Consider the following 22,410-nt stretch of genomic DNA (forward strand, 5'->3'; position numbering starts at 1 on the left):
CTTACAACATCCCGGTTGTTAATGTCAGTTAGGATATTCTGAAAGATCCAGATGTGTTAATGACTATTGGTATTATTTATCTGCAGTTCGAATTATGGCAGATTGAAAATTTTTTTTAAATAGTAAAAACGATACAATAAACCAATTGTTTAGGTTTTGTTAAGGCTGCAATTAGGCTTTTTTATATTGAAATGCACAGAATCAGTAAGGTTAAGTGTGACAGTGGCACCAGGCATAATACCAGGAATAGTTGTAAATATTAAATATTTGTAAAAATTAGATCTTTTTTCTTATTCAAGAATAAGTAGTTTCCTAAAAAATCTTATCGCACATAGGGTTATGGTGTTAAATTAAATGAAGAGAGGTAACGTTGAGGCGGTGTATCAGATGCAAAAAGCGTTGTCTGCTGGGTAACCCCAGGCGCGTAATCAATTGGTTCAGGCGATAGATGATACGGTGGTAAGGTTGTGTTTGTAACAATGCAATCTTTTTTAAGGAGTTACCTTGTAAAAGTAAGGCAATCATCTCCCAATCGAGCTGATTTATGCGTCTGGAATGAATATAGTCAGGAACCGGCGATAATAAGGCGTGACGCACCTCCGGAAGGCGTAAATTGCGTGATAGGATATAAAATGGACCGGATAGTGAAATAAAGGTAGTCAGGTCTTCATCACGACTTGAAAGCATTATGAAGATCTGGATGTCATTACGCTGCTTAATTAGCTGGCGCAAACGTTCAAGTATATCGAAATAGGGGAGTGTTAAGCTTTCTATGTCAATCACTAACTGGCTAATTACTGGTTCTTGCATGCTGGGTAAGGCCGACTCAACGCTCTGGAAGACCGCCGTACGTGTGCCTGAGAATAAATGTCGACTTAACGCATAGGCCAGGTAGTAGTCTGTTGTAATTATCGCCTGAGATATAGTGTCGTCCGGTAATGTGTATTCGAGTTTTTGCGCCAGATACTCGAGCCGGTCAAATACTTGTGAGGTACAGTGGGGATATTGCCAGGTACAGTTAGTGTTTCGTATGCGGCGATAGCGGTCCCGGCGTTTTGCGCTGTGCATCCTTTTCCATTCCATTTCTGTTGCGGCAGGTCTGGATAAATTGCTGACTATAAACATCCCTGACCCAAATTTTTGCCAGCGTAAAGGTCAATGTCCTTGTGCCGTTGGGTTTCAGTACTTCAACAATCATCAGACTGGCAATTGCGTATCCCATCAGAATAATCTGCCGGAAGTTTTCTGATGTCTTACTCAATGCCCAAAAGATCGTTTTATCCAGTTCAACCTCTCTCTGATATTAGATAAAATATTACCGGGTGTGTCTTTCTGTTACCCCGGAAATAGTATGGCTGGATTATTCTGGCAGTCTGCGGATAGGTACAGTAGGAGTCGATACTTAATCGAGGATGAGATATTTCTCAATAAAAATTAGGCAGAGATACCCCGTCTAATTTTGTAGAAAATTCAGATGGGCGCGGATGTATCTTAAGAATTGCTGATCGTTTTTCACATGCAGCTTTTTCATTATGCCGCGGCGGGTCGCTTTGGCTTGAAGATCGCTTATTGAGAGTAGGTGAGCCGTTTCGGCTAAGGTATATCCGCTGGCGAGAAACATTAAGAACTTGCGTTCGTCGACAGAAAAGTTGCGGGTAGTGCAGTAATGGCAGATAGTTGCAGGCACGTTGTTGCGCAGCGCACGTTTTTGCAGGATGGGGACTAATTTTTTAGTCATTTCCTCAACGTCATCTTCCCGATAGATCAGCGGCAACATGTACAGGCAGGGCCGGAACATCAGCTTATCTTTATCGTTTCTGTTGCAGATGACAACCCGGTGTTGGCGGCGGGTATGGATCGGAATCTGATAGCAATCGGCGCTGAGCCAATCTTCATCCAGGGAGATAAACGCGATGTCAGCGCGATCGATATTCTCGACAGGTAAAAAGCAGATCTCCTGATGCCACTGATTTGCCAGATGGGAGATGATGATTTTCAGTCCATGTTCGAAGTGACTGTTTTCTTCCTTGATGGCGATACTTAACATTAAAGAGTTCCTGAACCACTGGAGGGGTAAGGGAATGTTAAGCAAAATCATAAATATTCTAAATACATGTATCCTTAAATCTGGCGTTTCGTGGGCTGAGTTGTTACCAGGTGATTTCCTGGATACCCTTGAACAAGCAGAAAAAATCAACATTCGTACACTTCGCCAGCAACTGAAATAAAAGGCATTGACTCAGCAGGCGCTGACCGTATAATTCACGCGTTTCATCTGCATGAAGTAATTACTTCGCAATGCGCCCTTAGCTCAGTTGGATAGAGCAACGGCCTTCTAAGCCGTAGGTCGTAGGTTCGAATCCTACAGGGCGTACCATTCAAAGTTAGTCCCTATGCTCAGCTTCAACGTACCGTTACGCGCGGGACGGTTTTTCTGCTTCCAGCCAATGTTCTACCTCATAAAGACTTTGTTGGATCTCCTCTCTGAGTGAAAAATCACCCAACGGCTGCTGTTCAAGTGCTGCACACATCGTACTGGCTGAGTGCATTCCCATGCTGGCGCAGCTGCTTTTGAGCTGATGCGCCAGACGTTTTATCTGCTCGCGCTCATTTAAATCTCGCGCCGTGTCAATTTCATCTAATAAAGGAAGGGTGTGTTGCTTAAAGAGCGCTAACCATTCGTGCACCTTTTGCCATCCCATGACCTGGATATCCCCAGCCAATTGCTGAAAATCTAACCGTTTGTTGTCATTGTCTGATGCAAGCGGGAGAGACTCGTTGGCGTGCAGATAATGCGTAATAAGTCGACTGAGTTCATCCCGGGGAACCGGTTTTTGAATAATGCCGAGAAACAGGGTGCTGGTTCTTTGGTTTAGCGTTTCGTCGATGACGTGTGCGCTAAAGCCGATCAGGTTAAGTGCCGGATAGTCGTGGGCTAACTGCTGCGCCAGCGTGATCCCGTCGATATCAGGAAGATCGAAATCAACCAGAGCAGCATTAAAGCTGGCATCTTCCCGCAACAGGCTTAACGCCTCCTCGGCACAGTCGACAGCGGTGACCTGTGCGCCATTGAGAGTGAGCATTTCTGTGCTGATGCGCTGCGTAAGGGGATTATCCTCGATAAGCAATAAGCGTAAGCCCTGTAACGATATGGAGCGTTGTGCGGGTTTAATGACGGGCATCGTGGTTGCCCGCAATGGCAGACGCAGCTGAAAACAACTCCCGACGCCGGGTGTGCTGGTAACGCTTAGTTCTCCCTGCATTGCCTTGGCGAGACTGGCGCTGATGGTGAGTCCGAGCCCGGTTCCTCCGCGTTTACCGCTTACCTGAACGAACGGCTGAAAAATATCGTGCTGACGGGCAGGGTCAATTCCGCATCCTGTATCCTCAACCTCAACATACCAGTCCTGATCTTCACGCCGACTACGCAGGATAATGTGTCCTCGATCGGTAAAGCGTAGTGCGTTGTTTAATAAGTTAGTAATGATTTGCCGGATACGGCGCGGATCGCCACGCAGGGAAGCGGGAACGTCATCGGCAAAATCCGCAACCAGCACGACCGGGCGACCGCTAACGCGGCTGTTCATGAGTTGAAGCGTACTTTCCAGCAAGGGTTTGGGTTCAAAAGGCTCATCGCCTATCGCCACATTCTTTCCACCGGCTTCGATGGCGGAATAGTCGAGGATATCGTTGAGGATGGTCAGTAGAGACTCGCCCGAGTCGGTGATTGCGCGTAGATTTTCCCGATGCTGTGCCAGGGCGGGATTGTCTGAGAGCAACTGCGCAGTGCCGAGGATACCATACAACGGAGTGCGTATTTCATGACTCATGGCGGCAAGAAACGCCGATTTTGCCTGGTTAGCTTTTTCAGCTTCTGCACGGGCCTGCCGGTGTTCAGATACCATAGAATGCAGCTCGGCGGTGCGAGCTTTAACCTGTGCGGCCAGATGTTTGCGATGGTTATTGAGGGCGTGAACGCTACTGCGAAAGGCATCCATCAACCGCCCGATGGTATCCAGCTCGCGAACGCCTGCGGTTTCCGGAAAGGGGGAGTCAATATCCCCCTCAAGTAGACGCTGCAACGCCTGGGTTTGCTGTGCCAGTGGGCGTGTGACTGAGCGATAAACCACACGCCAAAGTATAAGAATCAGCAAACATAATGACACGCCACCTAACAGCAGCAGCAAGTGTTGCCCGCGCTGGCTGGCCTGTTTGAGATGCGCCAGTCCGCTTTGATTGCGTTGGCCGATGATTTCCACCAACTGGCTGACTTCGCTACTGAAACGGGTAAATTGTTCGATATTATTCTGCGATAAGATCTGCAATTGGGTCGTGATGTCATTATCCTGGCGATACAGGGACAGCAGCTCAATATAACGGCTAATCGTATTGACGGTGTCGGCCACCTGAGTGCGCACCACTGGATCTTCAATACGTATTTGTCGGCGGTGAAGCACTCTGACGGCGGCATTCAACTGGCTTTCCAGCGCAGCCAGGTTATTCTGCGCCTGGTTATTCCCCAGATTCATCACCATTTGCTGCACGCGTAGCGCGCTCAGGCGCAGCTCATTCATCTGGTTATAATATTCCAGATCGATATCGATGAGCCTGTCCAACGCGTGTTCAGCCGCTTGCCCCTGATGACTCTCAATTAAATCATAAATGCTTGCCTGCGTGGCGCCCGCCGAGGTAGCTGCATTGCTGGCCTGGCCGCGCGCCATTTCGGCAACGTCAGCGGTGGCCTCAATAATTTGCTGGCTAAGTTGTTGCTGTTGAGCGCGTAATTTCAGGCGTTCGCCAACCATCTCCCCCTGATGGCTTAACGACTGGGCGATCTCTTTTTCCTGTTGTTCTATGGCCGAAGTATCAAAGCCCTGTTCACGAAGAGTTTTGAGTAATGTGGTTATTTTCAGACTCTGGGCGGTTAGCATTCTCCCCTGAGCCAGCCACATATTTTCATTGTCTGCGGTGGTCAGATTTTGTGCGGAAAACAGTTCCCAGGCACTGGCCTCGCTGAGCTGGCGCGCCATATCCATGGTTGGAATTAGCGCCTGGGTATTGGCCTGCTCAACCTGGCTGACAAAACGCAGGTTATACCAGCCTGTCAGCGTACTGATAAGAGTCAGTGCCGCCATCAGCGCAAAGCCTATCCACAGTCGTTTGGTCAGAGATAAATTCACTGTCTGGTCGCCACAGATTAAAAAGGTTGAGTCCAAAAGAGGAAAGCAACTAGGATAAAGCCTTATCAATGTTGAGGCTATCATGCGCGTATTGGTTTTCCTGCTTATCACACTTTTTCCCGGCTTAAGTCACGCGGCCGGGTCTGCACTGCTGCGCTGGCAGGATACCCGGCAGTCAGTCTCGGTGCCGCTGACGGACGTTACTGCAAGCAAAGTCTGGAAACTGTGCGCGTTGTATCCCAGCCTGAAGGATTCTTACTGGCTTTCAGTGAATTACGGCATGCTTGAGGCGGCAAAAAAATATGGAGTAAGCCTGAAGGTGTTTGAGGCGGGAGGGTATCGTCAGTTCACCACGCAAAAAACACAAATCGCTCAGTGCCAGCAATGGGGCGCGGATGCCATTTTATTGGGCAGCAGCACAACGACTTTTCCGGATTTGCAGGCGCAGGTTGGTACGTTGCCGGTCATTGAGGTAGTGAATGCGATACACGATCCGACGGTGAAAGCACGGGTCGGAGTTCCATGGTTCCAGATGGGTTACCAGCCAGGCCACTATCTGGTTAAGTGGAGCGCGGGAAAACCGTTAAAGGTCTTATTATTGCCCGGACCTGATGACGCCGGAGGCAGCCGCGAAATGGTGGCAGGATTCCGTCAGGCGATTGCCGGTAGTCAGGTGCACATCGTGGATGTGGCGTTGGGGGATAATGATATTGAAGTTCAGCGCAACCTGTTACAAGAGATGCTTGAACGTCACCCGGATGTCGATGTGGTTGCCGGTACAGCAATTGCTGCGGAGGCAGCGATGGGAGAGAAGCGGAATCAGGGGACGCCGCTAACCGTTGTCTCTTTTTACCTGTCGCATCAGGTTTATCGCGGACTTAAACGCGAAAGAATCATTATGGCTGCCAGCGATCAAATGGTCTGGCAAGGTGAACTGGCGATTCAACAGGCTATCAGAGTATTACAAGGGCAACCGGTGCGGGAAAATATCAGTCCGCCGATCCTGGTGCTCACCCCGAAAAATGCCGACAGCCAGCATGTTCAGCGCTCACTTTCTCCTGGCGGGTTCCGTCCGGTTTATCTGTATCAGTACACGTCGGCTGCTAAAAAATAACCTTCGCCGTGCTGCGTCACCAGTAAATCAGCCCGTAGCTTATGGCGCAAACGGCGGATCAATACATCCACGGTGCGTAAGTCTGGATTGTCTACCCGTCGTGCCGAAAGCATACGCAGTAAACGTTCGCGGCTGAGAATTTCCCCCGGATTGGTGACAAAGGCGACCAGCATTTCATACTCGGCGCGGGTGAGTTTGATCGTCTCATCGCCCAACTCCAGGGTATGCCGGGAGACATTCAGACAGTATCCGGCAAACTGATAGCAGTTATCTTTGGTCTCCGGCTGTGCCTGGCGGGCAAGATCGATACGCCAGAGCAAATTTTTAACCCGAACCACCAGTTCACGTAGCTCCAGCGGCTTAGTGACATAATCATCAGCGCCCATTTCCAGGCCAACGATCCGGTCAATTTGATCGCTACGACCCGTCACCAGAATGATCCCTACCGTTGAGCGTTCGCGCAGGGCACGGGTCAGCATTAAGCCATTTTCGTCCGGGAGATTGATATCCAACAGAATAAGATCGACAGGATGTTGTGACATGATTTCACGTAGGCCTGTAGCGCTGGCGGTGACCGAGACGTGGTAACCCTCCTGTTCAAAGTATGCCTGTAACCTCGCCTGGGTGACGGGTTCATCTTCAACAATTACAATGTGATGCGACATCCTGATGGCGTGCTCTTTCTGTTCATATCTGTTCACATTGTGCCGTAAGTCATTCATCCTGACCAGTGTTGCTGTTCACATTTGAGAAATAAGATCCTCTGTAACTAAACCATAAAATTACAGGGGCTATTATGCGGAAACTATGGAGGGCGCTGCTCAGACCGAGCGCACGTTGGTCAGTGTTGGCGCTGGTCGTTATCGGGATTGTGGTCGGTATTGCGCTGATCGTCTTGCCGCACGTTGGTATTAAATTAACCAGTTCTACCGAGTTTTGCGTGAGCTGCCACAGTATGCAGCCGGTTTACGAAGAATATAAACAGTCTGCGCATTTTCAGAATGCCTCCGGGGTACGCGCAGAATGTCATGACTGCCACATTCCATCCGATATTCCAGGCATGGTGAAACGTAAGCTGGAGGCCAGCAACGATATTTACCAAACCTTTGTTGCCCACTCTATTGATACTCCAGAGAAATTCGAAGCCAAACGCGCTGAGCTGGCGGAGCGCGAATGGACGCGAATGAAGGAGAACAACTCCGCGACCTGTCGTTCTTGTCATGACTATGATGCGATGGACCACGCTAAACAGCATCCTGAAGCTGCGCGCCAGATGAAGATTGCGGCCAAGGACAACCAATCCTGTATCGACTGCCATAAAGGAATCGCCCACCAGCTTCCCGATATGAGTAGCGGTTTCCGTAAGCAGTTTGACCAGTTACGCGCCAATGCAAACGACGATGGCGAGACGCTCTACTCTCTGGACATCAAACCTATTTATGCCGCCAAAGGTGATAAAGAACCTGCAGGCTCACTGCTGCCCGCTTCTGAAGTGAAAGTGTTAAAGCGTGACGGTGACTGGCTGCAAATTGAAATTGTGGGCTGGACCGAGAGTAATGGGCGTCAGCGCGTGTTGGCGCAACTGCCGGGCAAGCGCATTTTTGTGGCTTCCATTCGTGGCGACATCCAGCAGCACGTGAAGACGCTGGAGCAAACCACCGTTGCGGAAACGAATACACCATGGAGTAAATTGCAGGCCACCGCCTGGATGCAGAAGGGCGATATGGTCAACGACATCAAACCTATCTGGGCTTATGCCGACTCGCTCTATAACGGAACCTGTAACCAATGCCACGGCGCGCCAGAGAAAGAACACTTTGATGCTAACGGTTGGATTGGCACGTTGAACGGCATGATTGGCTTTACCAGTCTAGATAAACGTGAAGAACGTACCTTACTGAAATATTTGCAGATGAATGCCTCTGACACTACGGATAAGCCGCATGGCGATAAGGGAGAAAGCAATGAAAAATAACGATCTCTTTCAGGCATCTCGCCGACGTTTTCTAATGCAGTTGGGGGGCTTGACCGTAGCTGGTATGTTAGGGCCTTCGCTGCTCACGCCGCGTAGCGCCAACGCCGCAGAAGTCCAGGGCACTGGCGTCAAAGAGGGGATTCTGACCGGTTCTCACTGGGGGGCTATCCGTGCCACCGTGGTTGATGGTTGTTTTATTGAGGCCAAACCGTTTGAGCATGATAAATACCCGTCAAAAATGATCGCCGGACTCCCGGATCACGTACACGGTGGGGCGCGTATTCGCTATCCGATGGTCCGCGTGGACTGGTTGCGTAAGCGCCATCAGAGCGATACCACTCAGCGCGGAGATAACCGTTTTGTACGCGTTTCGTGGGATGAAGCGCTGGACTTCTTCTACCAGGAGCTGGAACGCATTCAGAAGACCTATGGTCCGAGCGCGCTGCTGACTGCCAGCGGCTGGCAATCGACCGGGATGTTCCACAATGCTTCCGGGATGCTGGCACGTGCCATTGCGCTGCATGGCAACAGCGTGAGTACCGGGGGAGACTATTCCACCGGCGCCGCTCAGGTCATTCTGCCGCGCGTGGTAGGGTCAATGGAGGTATATGAACAGCAGACCTCCTGGCCGCTGGTACTAGAAAACAGCAAAACCATTGTGCTGTGGGGTTCCGACCTGATTAAAAACCAGCAGGCGAACTGGTGGTGTCCGGATCATGATGTCTACGAATACTACGAGCAACTGAAGGATAAAGTGGCGCGGGGTGAGATTTCGGTCATCAGCGTTGACCCGGTCGTCACCTCAACGCATGACTATCTGGGCCGCGACAAGGTTAAGCACATCGCCGTGAACCCGCAGGCTGATGTGCCGCTACAGCTGGCGTTGGCACACACGTTGTATACCGAGAAGCTCTACGATAAGCATTTCCTCGATAACTACTGCGTTGGGTTTGAGCAATTTCTGCCTTATCTGCTGGGCGAAAGTGACGGACAGCCTAAAGATGCCCAGTGGGCGGAAAAAATCTGCGGAATTGATGCAGATACGATTCGTGAACTGGCGCGGCAGATGGCGGGCGGCAGAACGCAAATTATTGCCGGCTGGTGCGTCCAGCGTATGCAGCATGGGGAACAGTGGGCGTGGATGATCGTGGTGCTGGCCTCGATGCTCGGTCAAATCGGTTTACCCGGCGGCGGCTTTGGCTTTGGCTGGCATTACAACGGTGCGGGCACCCCGGGGCGTAAAGGGATTATCCTGAGCGGTTTTTCTGGCTCCACCACCGTACCTCCTGTGCATGACAGCACCGATTATAAGGGCTACAGCAGTACTATTCCGATCGCGCGTTTTATCGATGCGATTCTGGAGCCGGGCAAAAACATTAACTGGAACGGCAAAACCGTTAAGTTACCGCCGTTGAAGATGTGTGTTTTTGCCGGGACCAACCCTTTCCATCGTCACCAGCAGATTAATCGCATTATTGAGGGATGGCGTAAGCTGGAAACCGTCATCGCCATCGATAATCAGTGGACGTCGACCTGTCGATTCGCCGACATCGTATTGCCGGCGACGACCCAGTTTGAACGTAACGATCTTGACCAATATGGCAACCACTCCAACCGCGGAATTATCGCCATGAAGCAGTTGGTGCAGCCGCAGTTTGAAGCGCGTAATGATTTCGATATTTTCCGCGATCTTTGCCGCCGCTTTAACCGTGAAGAAGCGTTCACTGAAGGGCTGGATGAGATGGGATGGTTGAAGCGCATCTGGCAGGAAGGAAGCCAGCAAGGGAAGGGACGCGGTGTTCATCTTCCGGCCTTCGACGTTTTCTGGAATCAGCAAGAGTACGTTGAATTCGAACATCCGCAGATGTTTGTTCGTCATCAGGCCTTCCGCGAAGATCCCGACCTTGAACCGTTGGGGACGCCAAGCGGTTTGATCGAGATATATTCGAAAACCATTGCCGATATGCAATATGACGATTGCCAGGGGCATCCGATGTGGTTCGAGAAAATCGAACGTTCACACGGTGGGCCAGGGTCGCAACGTTGGCCGCTGCATCTGCAATCCGTCCACCCGGATTTCCGTCTGCATTCACAGCTCTGCGAGTCCGAAGCGTTGCGTAAGCATTACGCGGTAGGTGGCAAAGAGCCGGTGTTTATTAACCCACAGGATGCCAACGCCAGGGGCATTCGCAACGGCGATATAGTTCGTGTATTTAACGCGCGTGGACAAGTGCTGGCCGGGGCGGTTGTCTCCGATCTCTACTCGCCGGGCGTGGCGCGCATCCATGAAGGTGCCTGGTACGACCCTGATAACGGTGGAGAAACCGGAGCGCTGTGTAAATACGGCAATCCGAACGTGTTAACGATAGATATCGGCACGTCTCAGCTGGCGCAGGCAACCAGCGCCCATACTACGCTGGTGGAAATTGAGAAGTATACCGGCAAGGTGGATAACGTGACGGCATTCAGTGGCCCGATAAAAATGGTGGCGCAGTGTGAATATGTCCCGGCTGAGCAGGTGAAGTCATGATGAAAGACACCTCCCTGACAAAAGAACAAATGGCCTGCGTGTACGCCTGGCTGGCGCAGTTATTTTCCCGGGAGCGTGACGATGAAAGCCTGGGGCTTTTGCAGTCCAGCGAAATGGCTGAGTGGTTCGCGGTGCTCAAAGGCGAGCCGCTGCTTGAGGCGCAGGTCCTTCTGCTGGAGGCGAAAATTGCCGCGCTCAAGGTGCGGGAAGACGCTACCCTGGAACTGGCGGCTGATTTTTGCAGCCTGTTCCTGATGTCGGATAAACATGCGGCGTTCCCCTATGCATCGGCTCATCTTGAAGGAGGGCCAAACTATGGGGTCATTAAACAACTATTATCTGATGCGGGCATGCAGGTAAGCGATACGTTTAGCGAGTCAGCCGATCATCTGGCAATTTTTATCGAACTGCTGAGCCATCTGCATTTTTCCCTGGCAGAGGCAGGACCGCGTCATCAGCAGGTTGATGCGTTGCGCAGAGAAACGCTGGCAGGGCTGTTACGCTGGTTGCCGGAGTTCACCACTAAATGCTGTCGGTATGATGACTTTGGTTTTTACGGCGCGCTAAGTCAGCTGTTGCTGGCTTTGGTCAGACTGGATAATCAGCGCTGAGAGCAGCACATCCGGTGGTAATGAATCTGTTGCCTCCGTCGTATTGCTACGTTCACCTTATGTTTTTCACTTCTCTGAAACGATACTGTCTGTGAACGTGTTAAGGGTACTATCGCCGTACCCTTAACAATCCCGGCTCCCGGCGGGAAAATTGTTGCTGCGCAATACTCTCCGCTTATTCCTTCAGGCTACCGGGCCGGGCGCGAGGCAACATCCCTGTAAAACGCGCCCTGAACCCGCATCCCTGCGGGGTCTCCCGGCCTTACGGAAACACGTCGGCAATTTTCAGCCGGACCAGTCCACACTTGACCTCCTGCGCTTTGATTTGAAAATCGCTGAACAGCAAAACAGATTTAACTGGAAATTAGGGCGTTGAAGCGATGACCTCGCTATGGTTGTTCCACTCCCAGTTATTTCCATGGTCTTTCATCTTCGTGAACTGAATGGCATTAGCACATTCGCTCCCGTTTTAACCCTATCACCGTACAACCAGCACCGGACATTTCGCGTGGCGTACCACGGCTGCTGCCGTTGAACCCAGCAGATAAGTGCTAAAACCGGGTTTATGTGAGGCGATGACAATAAGCTCGGCGTCTACTGATTCCGCCAGTTTGAGGATCTGATCCTTTGGCGGGCCGTAAACGACATGAGTTTGACTCCTGCCTGCAGGAATATTGAACTGCTTAATAATCTCTTCGAGTTTTTCGCTGGCCTTGGCCTGCAGACCACTTCTGTCCGGGAATTCGGTAGAGTAGGCCAGCCCCAGCGAGGCATAGAACGGAACGGTAGGAATAACGGCTAAAAAGTGAACCTTCGCGGTTTTGGCATGCGCCTGAACCTGTGGAACTACATGGCGAGTCAAATCGGTTTCAGAGATATCAATGGGCACCAGAATTGAGCGATACATATTCACTACCTCCTGTTTGTTTACCTCTACTCTGAGTGTAGCGAAAGTTGTCTTTGTATAATAAGTGACCAGATCAAGGTTACGTGCATAAATGTGCGTCAATGAAATGTGTGTGTCGCATGTCTGGCCGTATATGTATATGTGAGCAAAATTGTAAGACAGATATCTTCATTAATACGTGTAATCAAAAAACAGAAAAGGGTTCTTTTTTATGTGTTTTCATTATATATTTAATTATATAACGTTTGTCACCAAAGGATTAATTTCAACAGTTTTTAATCGTTATCAAACTTTTATTCTGATGTTTGTGTGATTAATAGTTAATCAAACTTTATGTTTGGTTTAAAATTCTAATTTTAAACGAAATTTGATATTTACATTTCGTTCTCATTAATTATGCGAGCCCCTTCAAACTTACCTATTGGCTGATTCTTATTTCTCTCTTCGCTTGATGAATATCAATAAGTAGCTGCTTTAGTATATTTATTGTCTACCTCTAAAAGGGTATTCGTCTGATGGAAATATAAGATGAGAAAAATAAATAAAACTATCATATGGACGATGCTGCTGTGCATTGTTCTTGGTGCAGTTATTGTTTTGGCAGGGCAATGGACATTGCACAAAACCTCGAGCACGGAATTTTGTTTGTCGTGCCATACGATGCAGGCACCTTACGAGGAATATACCGGCTCGGTTCACTTCCAGAATCAGAAAGGCATTCGTGCAGAGTGCGCGGACTGTCATATCCCGGAGGGCGGGCTGGATTATCTGGTGGCTAAGCTGCGGGCCTCAAAAGATGTTTATCACCAGTTCATAACCAAAAAAATCGATACCCCGGAAAAATTTGAAGAACATCGTCTGGAGATGGCGCAAACCGTCTGGGCACAGCTCAAGGCGAGTGATTCTGCGACCTGCCGTAGCTGCCACAGTATGGACGCCATGGATCTTGCTGCACAAAGCGCGGATGCCCAGAAGATGCACAAAATGGGCATCGCGGAAAAGCAAACCTGTATTGATTGCCATAAAGGCGTCGCCCATTTCCCACCTGAAATAAAAATGGATGACAGTGCGCTTAAAGGGCTTGAAGCGCAGTCAGCCTCTACTCCAGCCTCGGCAACTGAGCTTTATGCCGTAAGCAATACCGCGCTTGGCGATCTGGGAACTGTTTACCCGGCAACAAAAATGCAGGTTCTGAAAACAACGGACAACGCGCGACTGGTCGAGATTCGCGGTAGCCAGATGCAGGGAAGTGAACAGGTTATTTACTACGCAGCAGGGCAGCGTTTGATTCTTGCCAGCCTGAGTGAAAAAGGTCAGCAGTCGCTGAAGATCCTCTCCGACTGGAAAAAAGATGACTACGGCAATGCGTGGCGAGATGTCGTGCTGCAGGGCGAATGGAGCGGTTCCGCTCTCGCCAGCCGCGAACCCATGTGGGATTACGCACGCAAACTCGACAATGTGTACTGCGCGGGTTGTCATGCGCCAATTCCGGCGAATCATTTCACGCTCAACGCCTGGCCTTCTGTGGCAAAAGGGATGGGTGCTCGTACCAATATCAGTGAAAATGAACTGGATATCCTGAGCCGTTACTTCCAGTACAACGCGAAAGACATGAACAAATAAGCGATAAATCAGGAGAAATCATGAAACTCACAAGACGTGACTTTATCAAGACGGCTGGCGCGGCAACCGGGACAATGGCGATTTCTTCGGTGATCCCAATGCCGGCCTGGGCCGAAGGCCAGAATGGCGGGGCAATCCTGACGGCAGCACGTTGGGGTGCGGTATACGTGGAAGTAAAAGACGGCAAAGTGGTTTCCTCAAAAGGTGCGTTGCCGAAAACGGTGCCGAACTCATTACAGCAAACCGCGCCGGATCAGGTTCATACCAATATCCGCGTTAAGTATCCGATGGTGCGCAAAAGCTATCTGGAAAACCCGGGTAAAGCGGATGGTAAACGTGGTAACGATCCTTTCGTGCGTGTGAGTTGGGAACAAGCGCTGAAGCTCATTCACGAGCAGCATAGCCGGATCCGTAGCAGCTATGGCCCGTCCTCAATATTTGCCGGTTCCTATGGCTGGCGCTCCAGCGGCGTTCTGCATAAGGCGCAAACCCTACTGCAACGCTATATGAGCATGGCCGGTGGCTACGCCGGTCATACCGGAGATTATTCAACCGGGGCCGCGCAGGTGATCATGCCTTACGTTGTGGGATCGGTTGAAGTCTATGAGCAGCAAACCACCTGGCCGATGGTGCTAGAGCACAGTCAGGTCGTGGTGCTGTGGGGGATGAACCCGCTCAATACCCTCAAAATTGCCTGGAGCAGCACGGATGAACAGGGGATTGAATACTTTAATCTGCTGAAAAAATCAGGGAAAAGCGTCATCGCCATCGATCCGATGCGTTCTGAAACCATCGAGTTCTTTGGTGATAATGCGACCTGGATTGCGCCACATATGGGGACCGATGTGGCGATGATGTTAGGGATCGCCCACACGCTGGTGAAGAAAAATCTTCACGACAAAGCCTTCCTGGAAAAATACACCACCGGATATCCGCAGTTTGAAGAGTACCTGCTCGGCAAGAGCGACAAAATTGAGAAAACCGCCGAGTGGGCATCTGGCGTGTGTGGCGTGCCTGCTGAGCAACTGGAAAAGCTGGCGGAAATTTTCTCCAGCAACAAAACCATGCTCATGGCAGGCTGGGGGATTCAGCGTCAGCAATACGGTGAGCAAAAACACTGGATGCTGGTGACTCTGGCGGCGATGCTGGGGCAAATTGGTACCGAAGGCGGTGGTTTCGGGTTCTCTTATCACTATTCTAACGGCGGTAACCCAACACGCACCGGTGGGGTATTGCCAGCAATTTCCGCCAAAATTGAGGGGGGATCATCTGCGGGCAACGACTGGGCGGTTTCTGATGCGGTGACCAGCCTGCCGGTAGCGCGAATTGTCGAGGCGCTGGAAAACCCAGGCGGCAAATATCAGCATAACGGTAAAGAGCAAACCTTCCCGGATATCAAAATGGTCTGGTGGGCGGGTGGCGCTAACTTTACCCATCATCAGGATACCAACCGCTTAATCAAAGCCTGGCAGAAGCCTGAACTGGTTGTCATCTCTGAGTGTTACTGGACCGCAGCGGCCAAACACGCCGATATTGTTCTGCCAATCACCACCTCGTTTGAGCGTAACGATCTGACCATGACCGGTGATTACAGTAACCAGCATCTGGTGCCTATGAAGCAGGTCATCGCGCCGCAGTTTGAAGCGCGTAGTGATTTTGACGTATTTGCCGATCTGGCTGAGATGCTCAAGCCGGGTGGTAAGGCGGTCTACACCGAAGGCAAAGACGAAATGGCGTGGCTGAAGCAGTTCTATGACGTTGCGCAAAAAGCCGCCCGCGCCCAGCGTGTCGCCATGCCTCAGTTCAACGCGTTCTGGCAGCAGAATAAACTGATCGAAATGCGTGAGAATGAAAAGAATAACAAATATGTGCGCTACGCGGATTTCCGCAGCGATCCGGTGATGAATGCGCTGGGAACGCCGAGCGGCAAGATAGAAATCTACTCGAAAACGATTGAAGGCTATCAGTATAAAGACTGTCCGCCGCATGCGTCCTGGATTGAACCGGATGAATGGAAAGGAACTGCGGATAAAGATCAGCTGCAGCTACTGACGGCGCACCCGGCACATCGTCTGCATAGCCAGCTGAACTACGCGTCGCTGCGTAAAGAATACGCGATTGCCAATCGTGAACCGGTGACGATTCATCCGGATGACGCGAAAGCCAGAGGGATTGCCGAGGGCGATCTGGTTCGTGTATGGAATGCTCGCGGACAGGTTCTGGTGGGGGCGCACGTCAGCGACGGTATCAAACCGGGAATCATCTGTATCCATGAAGGCGCATGGCCGGATATTGAAAACGGTATCTGTAAAAATGGCGGCGCGAACGTGCTGACGGCGGATATCCCAACCTCACGGCTGGCGAATGGCTGTGCGGGGAATACCAGCCTGGTATATGCAGAAAAATTCACCGGTGAAGCGCCAAAACTCACCGTCTTTGATGAGCCAGCAATTGTCACCATGTAATGATGATGGCTGATAAACGGGGGCCGTAAGGCTCCCGTTTTTTATTACTGTTTGGGCAACGTTTTACTGTTGTTACTCAGCCAGCTCAATCACATCTCCCGTTGCCGGTGCGTCAGTTCCCGGAAGCCACAATCGCCCCCACGAACCGGTACAATGACAGCCGAGCAGTTTTTCGGGTTGCAGTTGCTTAATAAATTGTCGGGTCCGCCATAGCTTAGCGGGGGAGGCAGCACGTAAATGAAACCCACCGATCAGGGCATAAATTTGGTTAACCCCTGTGATTTTCTGGCAATGGCGTACGATGTTCTCTATTCCCCGATGCCCGCAACCAGTAATGATGACTAACCCGCGTTCAGATTTATAGATCAACACGCCTTCGTCACTGATGTAATCTGGTTGGAGTGTTTTTTCGCTAATCACACCATAGGATTGTGGCGTGGGGACGCTAATTTCCCCGGACCACAAAAAGCGATTGCTGATAGCCAGCGGCTCGCGGGTGTATTCCATGATGAATCGAGAGTAGTTGTTATCACGCGAGAGTTTTTTAAGTTTTCGTGGTGTTCCCGCAACAGTAACTGAGGCGTATCGTTCACAGGCTATTTGGGGATGGCAAATGATACGGCTGTTATCCGCAAGCCACGGCACGCCGCCGCAGTGATCGTAATGGCCGTGCGACAGCACCACGGCGGTTAAGTGCGTCAGGTCCACGCCCATTTGTGCAGCGTTATGCATGAAGCTGCCATCCGGCCCGGTATCAAACAATATTGTGGTCGTTTCATCCTGAACTAACAGACTTAATCCAGGCTTTGCCAGTAATGTTTTTCCAGCGCCAGCAGCACGTCGGTTTTCAAGCAGCACCGTGAGGGTCAAAGCCATGTCTGACTCCAGTATTAAAACGGCATACTGTAATGCATGGCTGTTGAGGGTGCTGTGATCGCAGCGCTCTTTAGCGGTATCTGTTATTCACGCACAATTTTGCCAGCGTTTCCTGCATCGCTGTCATTCCAGCTACCGCGACCATTTGTTTTAATGGTGTAAGTGGCATAACCGACGCGGAAGGTCATCGTATCCTTATAGGTATTTACGTCACGCACTTCCTTACCATTGACGTAAACGCCGGAATCTTCGACGTGAATATCAACGCTGCGTTGACCATTGGCAAATTTGGCCACGTAATTTCCGCTGAATTTGCCATCAATACCCGCATTATCGTGGTTATCCCGGCCTGTGGTATTTTGCTGCTCTTCACCATGGCGATGATGACGATTTTGCTGGCTGTTATCGCTCTCGATAAAGCCATGATCGTGGTTCCACTGATAGGATTTGTTCACATCACAACCATTGAGTTCGCTCATTTGCGTACAACCTGAACGTTCATATTTTTTCTGCATTGCCGGGGTAATTGCATATGCCGTTGTGGCCGTTGTCAGACCAAGGACCAGGAGGGTTAGCAGACGTTTATTCATTTTTCACTCACTATCATCATTAAGTTTATTTATAGGAACACGAGCTTTTTGGCTGTCATTTTTACGACGATGGCAGTCTCCCATTAAATATTAACGACGCATACCAGGGGGAATCCTAATTTATAATTAGGGTGAGGTGATAAATGTTGTGATACGCAACATAATAAGTAGTTGATTTACGATTTTCACACAATCTGAATAAAGACTTAAAAGGTTTTTACTTTTTAATGGGAGATTTAATGAATTATTAATATTGACATTAACGATGAACAAGGATGCAGGCTTGTATATAAACAGGCCTGCACGGGGAGAGTAGTCCACAATATTCAAACTTAGCGTATTTATGGATATTGTCGTCAATACAGCTCGTCTTTACCCTTGAGTTGAGATCTGTGCGCGGTGCTGCTCGGCCTGTATCTCATGAGCAAATGAATGGCCGTTATTTACTGATTGGTGAACAACCATTGCTTTTTCATGTTCATTCATTTGTGAAAATGATTGCGCATTGGTTGGTGTTGACGATGAATTATTTGCCTGCGAGGCATGTGCCTGCGCCATTTGTTGATGTGCAGAGGCATCACTGTTATTCATCATTTCATGAGCCATTGCGGCCTGTTGATGCACTTTAGGTGTTTCTGCCGCATTAACGCCAACTGAAATAAAAAACGCGATAGCTAAAAAAGAGGACATCTTATTCATCATATTTCTCCTGTTTGGGTTTACGGAAGAAAGTATAATTAATGGGGACTGTCAGTGGCGTGACAGGATTATGACGGTTGTGTCAGAGAATAGGTGATGACAGGTATAAGCGTCATCACCATAAATTACATCGCGTGCTTGGGAAGCGTCAGAATAAAGCGAGTGACATAAGGATCGGAAGTTACCGAGACTTTTCCGTGATGGGCAATCACAATCGATTTCACAATCGCCAGACCAATACCGCTGCCTTCGCCTTTACGCTGCCGTGAAGGGTCCACGCGATAAAAGCGGTCAAAGAGTCGCGGAAGATGTTGCGGGGGAATGGGGGGGCCGGGATTCTCAACGACTATCTGGACCAGACCATCCGCCTCTTTCACCCGCACGGTTACCGACTCACCTTTTGGCGTATAGCGCATGGCATTTGACAGCAGGTTACTCATTGCCCGGCGTAACATTAATGGGTCGCCTGAAACCCAGCATGCGCGTCCTTCAAACCGTAAACCAACCTCACGCTCCTCTGCCCAGGCTTCGAAAAAGTCGAACACTTTACCGACCTCATCAGCCAGATTGAGCGCTTTTTTTTCTGGGATCAGCTGATTGTTATCTGCCTGCGCCAGAAACAGCATATCACTCACCATTTTCGACATACGGCCAAACTCTTCGAGATTGGAATACAGCACATCTTCCAGTTCTTTTTGGGTGCGGGTCTGGCTGAGCGCAATTTCCGTTTGGGTGACGAGGTTAGTTATTGGCGTGCGGATCTCATGGGCAATATCCGCCGAGAAGTTCGACTGACGTTTAAATACGTCCTCGATGCGTTCGAGCATGTGATTAAACGAACTAACCAGTTGTTCCAGTTCAATAGGCACAGCCTGCGGATCGAGACGGACATCGAGATCTTTCGAGGTGATATTTTGGATGCGACGACTAACATTACGGATCGGTTCATGGCCTTTGTATACGGCGAACAGCACGATAAAAACAATCATGATGCTAATCAACGAAGCCGTCATAATTAACTTGTTTTTCAGATCGTTAATATAGTGCAGGTGAAAATCGATCGATAACGCCAGATACAGCGTATATGCTGGTTTTCCATCGGCAAGCTTTCCTACTGGCAGACGAATCATTCGCCAGTTAGACGATGTTTTCTGTCCGTGGATATGTCTGGAGGTTTGCAGTGTAGGGCCTGAGATAATAAAAACGTCGCTGGCATGAGCATTTTTATCCGGCCTTGCGCTGGCGATAAATTGCCGAAGATCCGGCGCATTGGGCGAATGAAAAATGGCCTTCTGGTTGCTATCTACCAGAGAAATAATGACGTTCGAGTAACCCGCCACCACATTTTTTAGCGTTTCCAGTCGGCGTGATTCTGGCTCGTTAGGTTGGTTAATAATCCGCTCCAGCGTGGTGCTAATCTCTTGTAAATCATTGATGTCCTGCTCGGCGAAGTGGACTTTCACGGAGTGGATCATTATCCATGCAAAGGCGAAAAATGACGCAATTGTCGCCAGACTGATAAAAAAGGTTAGTCGTGTCGCCAGTGAAAAAGGGCGCCGCCATCGTTTACTGGCCATCAGGAACCTCAAGCATATATCCCACGCCGCGCACGGTCTGAATCAGTTTCGGCTCATAATCGTTATCAATTTTGGCGCGCAGACGCTTAACGGCGACATCGATGGCATTAGTATCGCTGTCAAAATTCATATCCCAGACCTGGGAGGCGATCAGCGAGCGGGGTAAAACTTCCCCCTGATGGCGCAGGAAAAACTCAAGCAGCGTAAACTCTTTGCTGGTCAGAGTGATGCGCGTACCGCTGCGGTTAACTTTTCTGCTGACCAGATCGACCATTAAATCCGCGACCTGAAACTGGCTTTCGACAATCACCGCCGCGCCTCGACGCAACAGCGTTCTGACCCGTGCCAGCAGTTCGGCGAAGGCAAACGGTTTAACCAGGTAATCATCAGCACCCAATTCCAGACCTTTAACCCGATGTTCAATGGTACCCAGTGCGGTGAGGAGAAGAATGGGCATTCCTTTGTTGGCGGAACGCAGCATCCGCACGATATCCCAGCCGTTTACATCCGGCAGCATGATGTCGAGTATGAGCAGGTCGTAATCGCCGGTCATCGCCAGGTGATACCCGTTCAGGCCGTTATCCGCTAAATCCACGACAAAACCCGCTTCCGTCAGGCCTTTTGTCAGATATTCACCGGTTTTTTTCTCATCTTCGACTATCAAAACCTTCATCGCATTCTCCTTCACGCACGGGTTGTGCGGACTTTCAATTCTAGGGAAGCGGGATCGGATAGCAATCGGTTATTGGGAAAATGACAGTTTTGTCATTTTCCTGTCACCGGTTAAACAGAGTCACTTTAGTTAAAGTACAGCACTATAAATTCCTACACATTTTAGGGACATCAGTCCGGTCAGGACGAGAAGAACTATGAGCAAATTTAAGCTTCTTACTCTCAGCGCTATATTCGTGCTCGCCGGTTGTTCATTGGCGCCGGACTATCAGCGCCCGGCTTTGCCGGTGCCGCAGCAATTTTCTTTAAAACAGAATGCCCTGGTACCGGCTCCAGGTGAATATCAGGACACGGGCTGGCGGAGCTTCTTCGTTGACTCCCAGGTAAAGGCGCTGATTGGCGAGGCATTGGTTAATAACCGCGATTTACGTATGGCTGTGCTAAAAGTTCAGGAAGCGAGAGCGCAATATGGCGTCACGGACGCTGACCGCTACCCGCAACTCACGGCAGGCTCCAGTGGTACATACAGCGGTAAATTAAAAGGTGATAGCAGCACCGAACGTGAATTCGAAGCTGGACTCAATCTTAGTTTCGACCTGGATTTCTTTGGGCGGCTAAAAAATATGAGTGAAGCTGAGCGACAGAATTTCTTTGCCAGCGAAGAAGCGCGTCGGGCGGTGCACATCTCATTAATCTCCAACGTGTCGCAAAGTTATTTTAATCAGCGTCTGGCTTACGCGCAGTTGCAAGTTGCTGAAGAAACGCTGCAAAACTACCAGCGCTCTTACGCTTTTGTAGAGAAGCAACTGGTAACCGGTAGCACCAACGTACTGGCGTTGGAACAAGCGCGCGGTGTGATCGAAAGTACGCGTAGCGAAATTGCCAAGCGTAAAGGTGATCTGGCGCAGGCCAATAACGCGCTGCAGTTGTTGCTGGGTACATACGGGAAATTACCCGATGACCACGCGCGCAGCCGTGGGGATATTAAACCGGTAACGCTGCCGCCATCGCTCTCGTCGCAAATACTGTTGCAGCGCCCGGATATTATGGAAGCTGAGCACGGATTATTGGCGGCAAATGCCAATATCGGTGCTGCGCGGGCGGCATTTTTTCCGTCTATAACGTTAACCAGTTCCGTGTCCAGTAGCAGCAGCGATCTTTCCAGTTTATTTAATGCCGCCAGCGGCATGTGGAATTTTGTCCCCAAAATAGATATTCCAATATTTAACGCCGGACGTAATCAGTCCAATCTCGACCTGGCAGAAATTCGCCAGCAACAGTCGGTAGTGAATTACGAACAAAAAATTCAGAACGCGTTTAAAGAAGTGGCGGATGCACTGGTGTTGCGCCAAAGCATTGCCGATCAAATTAGCGGGCAGCAGCGTTATCTGGATTCATTGCAAATCACACTACAACGCGCCAGAGCGCTTTATCAGAATGGTGCAGTTAGCTATATCGAAGTATTAGACGCAGAACGTTCTTTATTCGCTACGCGGCAATCGCTGCTCGATCTTAATTACGCCCAACAGGTTAATGAAATTAAGCTGTTTGCTGCCTTAGGCGGCGGTTGGGTGGAGTAATCCTTAATATT

General features: G+C 50.0%; 17 protein-coding genes and 1 tRNA gene. 8 read left to right on the forward strand and 10 right to left on the reverse strand.

The features are described 5' to 3' along the window. Nucleotides 1-345: 345 nt before the first annotated feature. A complete protein-coding gene (fimY, locus tag G4551_RS06620) occupies nucleotides 346-1,068 on the reverse strand; it encodes a fimbria biosynthesis regulator FimY (protein WP_003021904.1) in 723 nt (240 codons plus the stop codon). 385 nt (nucleotides 1,069-1,453) lie between these two features. Next, nucleotides 1,454-2,047, reverse strand: a complete 594-nt coding sequence (fimW, locus tag G4551_RS06625) for a fimbria biosynthesis transcriptional regulator FimW (RefSeq protein WP_003021906.1) — start codon at nucleotides 2,045-2,047, stop codon at nucleotides 1,454-1,456. 253 nt (nucleotides 2,048-2,300) lie between these two features. Between fimW and G4551_RS06630 the strand changes: the two genes are divergently transcribed. Then, nucleotides 2,301-2,377, forward strand: a tRNA-Arg gene (locus G4551_RS06630). Between the two features lie 37 nt (nucleotides 2,378-2,414). On the opposite strand, the gene torS is transcribed toward G4551_RS06630, so the two are convergent. Continuing rightward, nucleotides 2,415-5,180 carry a TMAO reductase system sensor histidine kinase/response regulator TorS gene (gene torS, locus G4551_RS06635; RefSeq protein WP_071524257.1) on the reverse strand — a complete coding sequence of 922 codons (2,766 nt, stop codon included), beginning with the start codon at nucleotides 5,178-5,180 and terminating at the stop codon, nucleotides 2,415-2,417. An 82-nt stretch (nucleotides 5,181-5,262) separates the two neighbouring features. Between torS and torT the strand changes: the two genes are divergently transcribed. Beyond that, nucleotides 5,263-6,294 (forward strand): TMAO reductase system periplasmic protein TorT, encoded by a 1,032-nt coding sequence (torT, locus tag G4551_RS06640; protein ID WP_003835739.1) that lies wholly within the window; start codon nucleotides 5,263-5,265, stop codon nucleotides 6,292-6,294. Here the strand turns inward: torT and torR are convergent. Next, nucleotides 6,267-6,959, reverse strand: a complete 693-nt coding sequence (gene torR, locus G4551_RS06645; protein WP_003021912.1) for a two-component system response regulator TorR — start codon at nucleotides 6,957-6,959, stop codon at nucleotides 6,267-6,269. The two genes, torT and torR, sit on opposite strands and share 28 nt — an antisense overlap. 131 nt (nucleotides 6,960-7,090) lie before the next feature. Here torR and torC point away from each other — a divergent pair, with 131 nt between their 5' ends. Genes torC through torD form a run of 3 tightly spaced genes read left to right on the forward strand, consistent with a single transcriptional unit; the run spans nucleotide 7,091 to nucleotide 11,410 of the window. Then, complete coding sequence (gene torC, locus G4551_RS06650; RefSeq protein WP_003835737.1) at nucleotides 7,091-8,269, forward strand: pentaheme c-type cytochrome TorC; 1,179 nt, start codon at nucleotides 7,091-7,093, stop codon at nucleotides 8,267-8,269. Beyond that, nucleotides 8,259-10,799: a trimethylamine-N-oxide reductase TorA gene (gene torA, locus G4551_RS06655; RefSeq protein WP_003835735.1), complete on the forward strand. Its 2,541-nt coding sequence runs from the start codon at nucleotides 8,259-8,261 to the stop codon at nucleotides 10,797-10,799. The genes torC and torA overlap by 11 nt, the downstream gene beginning before the upstream one ends. After that, nucleotides 10,796-11,410 carry a molecular chaperone TorD gene (torD, locus tag G4551_RS06660; RefSeq protein ID WP_032941213.1) on the forward strand — a complete coding sequence of 205 codons (615 nt, stop codon included), beginning with the start codon at nucleotides 10,796-10,798 and terminating at the stop codon, nucleotides 11,408-11,410. Before torA ends, torD begins: the two co-directional genes overlap by 4 nt. 478 nt (nucleotides 11,411-11,888) lie before the next feature. Here torD and uspF read toward each other — a convergent pair whose 3' ends face one another. After that, complete coding sequence (gene uspF / locus G4551_RS06665) at nucleotides 11,889-12,317, reverse strand: universal stress protein UspF (protein ID WP_003835732.1); 429 nt, start codon at nucleotides 12,315-12,317, stop codon at nucleotides 11,889-11,891. A 528-nt stretch (nucleotides 12,318-12,845) separates the two neighbouring features. Here uspF and G4551_RS06670 point away from each other — a divergent pair. Both G4551_RS06670 and G4551_RS06675 read left to right on the forward strand, forming a co-directional pair. Further along, nucleotides 12,846-13,940, forward strand: a complete 1,095-nt coding sequence (locus tag G4551_RS06670; protein WP_003835730.1) for a NapC/NirT family cytochrome c — start codon at nucleotides 12,846-12,848, stop codon at nucleotides 13,938-13,940. Between the two features lie 20 nt (nucleotides 13,941-13,960). Next, nucleotides 13,961-16,405 (forward strand): trimethylamine-N-oxide reductase 2, encoded by a 2,445-nt coding sequence (locus tag G4551_RS06675; protein WP_003835728.1) that lies wholly within the window; start codon nucleotides 13,961-13,963, stop codon nucleotides 16,403-16,405. A 72-nt stretch (nucleotides 16,406-16,477) separates the two neighbouring features. On the opposite strand, the gene G4551_RS06680 is transcribed toward G4551_RS06675, so the two are convergent. The 5 genes from G4551_RS06680 to cusR form a co-directional block, all read right to left on the reverse strand. Further along, nucleotides 16,478-17,281, reverse strand: a complete 804-nt coding sequence (locus G4551_RS06680) for an MBL fold metallo-hydrolase (RefSeq protein WP_003835726.1) — start codon at nucleotides 17,279-17,281, stop codon at nucleotides 16,478-16,480. Between the two features lie 83 nt (nucleotides 17,282-17,364). Next, on the reverse strand, nucleotides 17,365-17,871 hold the full coding sequence (locus G4551_RS06685) for a hypothetical protein (RefSeq protein ID WP_016149744.1): 507 nt from the start codon (nucleotides 17,869-17,871) through the stop codon (nucleotides 17,365-17,367). A gap of 372 nt (nucleotides 17,872-18,243) precedes the next feature. Then, nucleotides 18,244-18,570: a hypothetical protein gene (locus tag G4551_RS06690; RefSeq protein WP_003835724.1), complete on the reverse strand. Its 327-nt coding sequence runs from the start codon at nucleotides 18,568-18,570 to the stop codon at nucleotides 18,244-18,246. A 125-nt stretch (nucleotides 18,571-18,695) separates the two neighbouring features. After that, nucleotides 18,696-20,147: a Cu(+)/Ag(+) sensor histidine kinase gene (locus G4551_RS06695; protein ID WP_003835722.1), complete on the reverse strand. Its 1,452-nt coding sequence runs from the start codon at nucleotides 20,145-20,147 to the stop codon at nucleotides 18,696-18,698. Then, complete coding sequence (gene cusR / locus G4551_RS06700) at nucleotides 20,137-20,820, reverse strand: copper response regulator transcription factor CusR (protein WP_003835719.1); 684 nt, start codon at nucleotides 20,818-20,820, stop codon at nucleotides 20,137-20,139. Before cusR ends, G4551_RS06695 begins: the two co-directional genes overlap by 11 nt. Nucleotides 20,821-21,016: 196 nt before the next feature. Between cusR and G4551_RS06705 the strand changes: the two genes are divergently transcribed. After that, on the forward strand, nucleotides 21,017-22,399 hold the full coding sequence (locus G4551_RS06705; protein WP_003835717.1) for an efflux transporter outer membrane subunit: 1,383 nt from the start codon (nucleotides 21,017-21,019) through the stop codon (nucleotides 22,397-22,399). Nucleotides 22,400-22,410: the final 11 nt, after the last annotated feature.

It is taken from the genome of Citrobacter freundii ATCC 8090 = MTCC 1658 = NBRC 12681, assembly GCF_011064845.1.
Lineage (GTDB): Bacteria > Pseudomonadota > Gammaproteobacteria > Enterobacterales > Enterobacteriaceae > Citrobacter > Citrobacter freundii.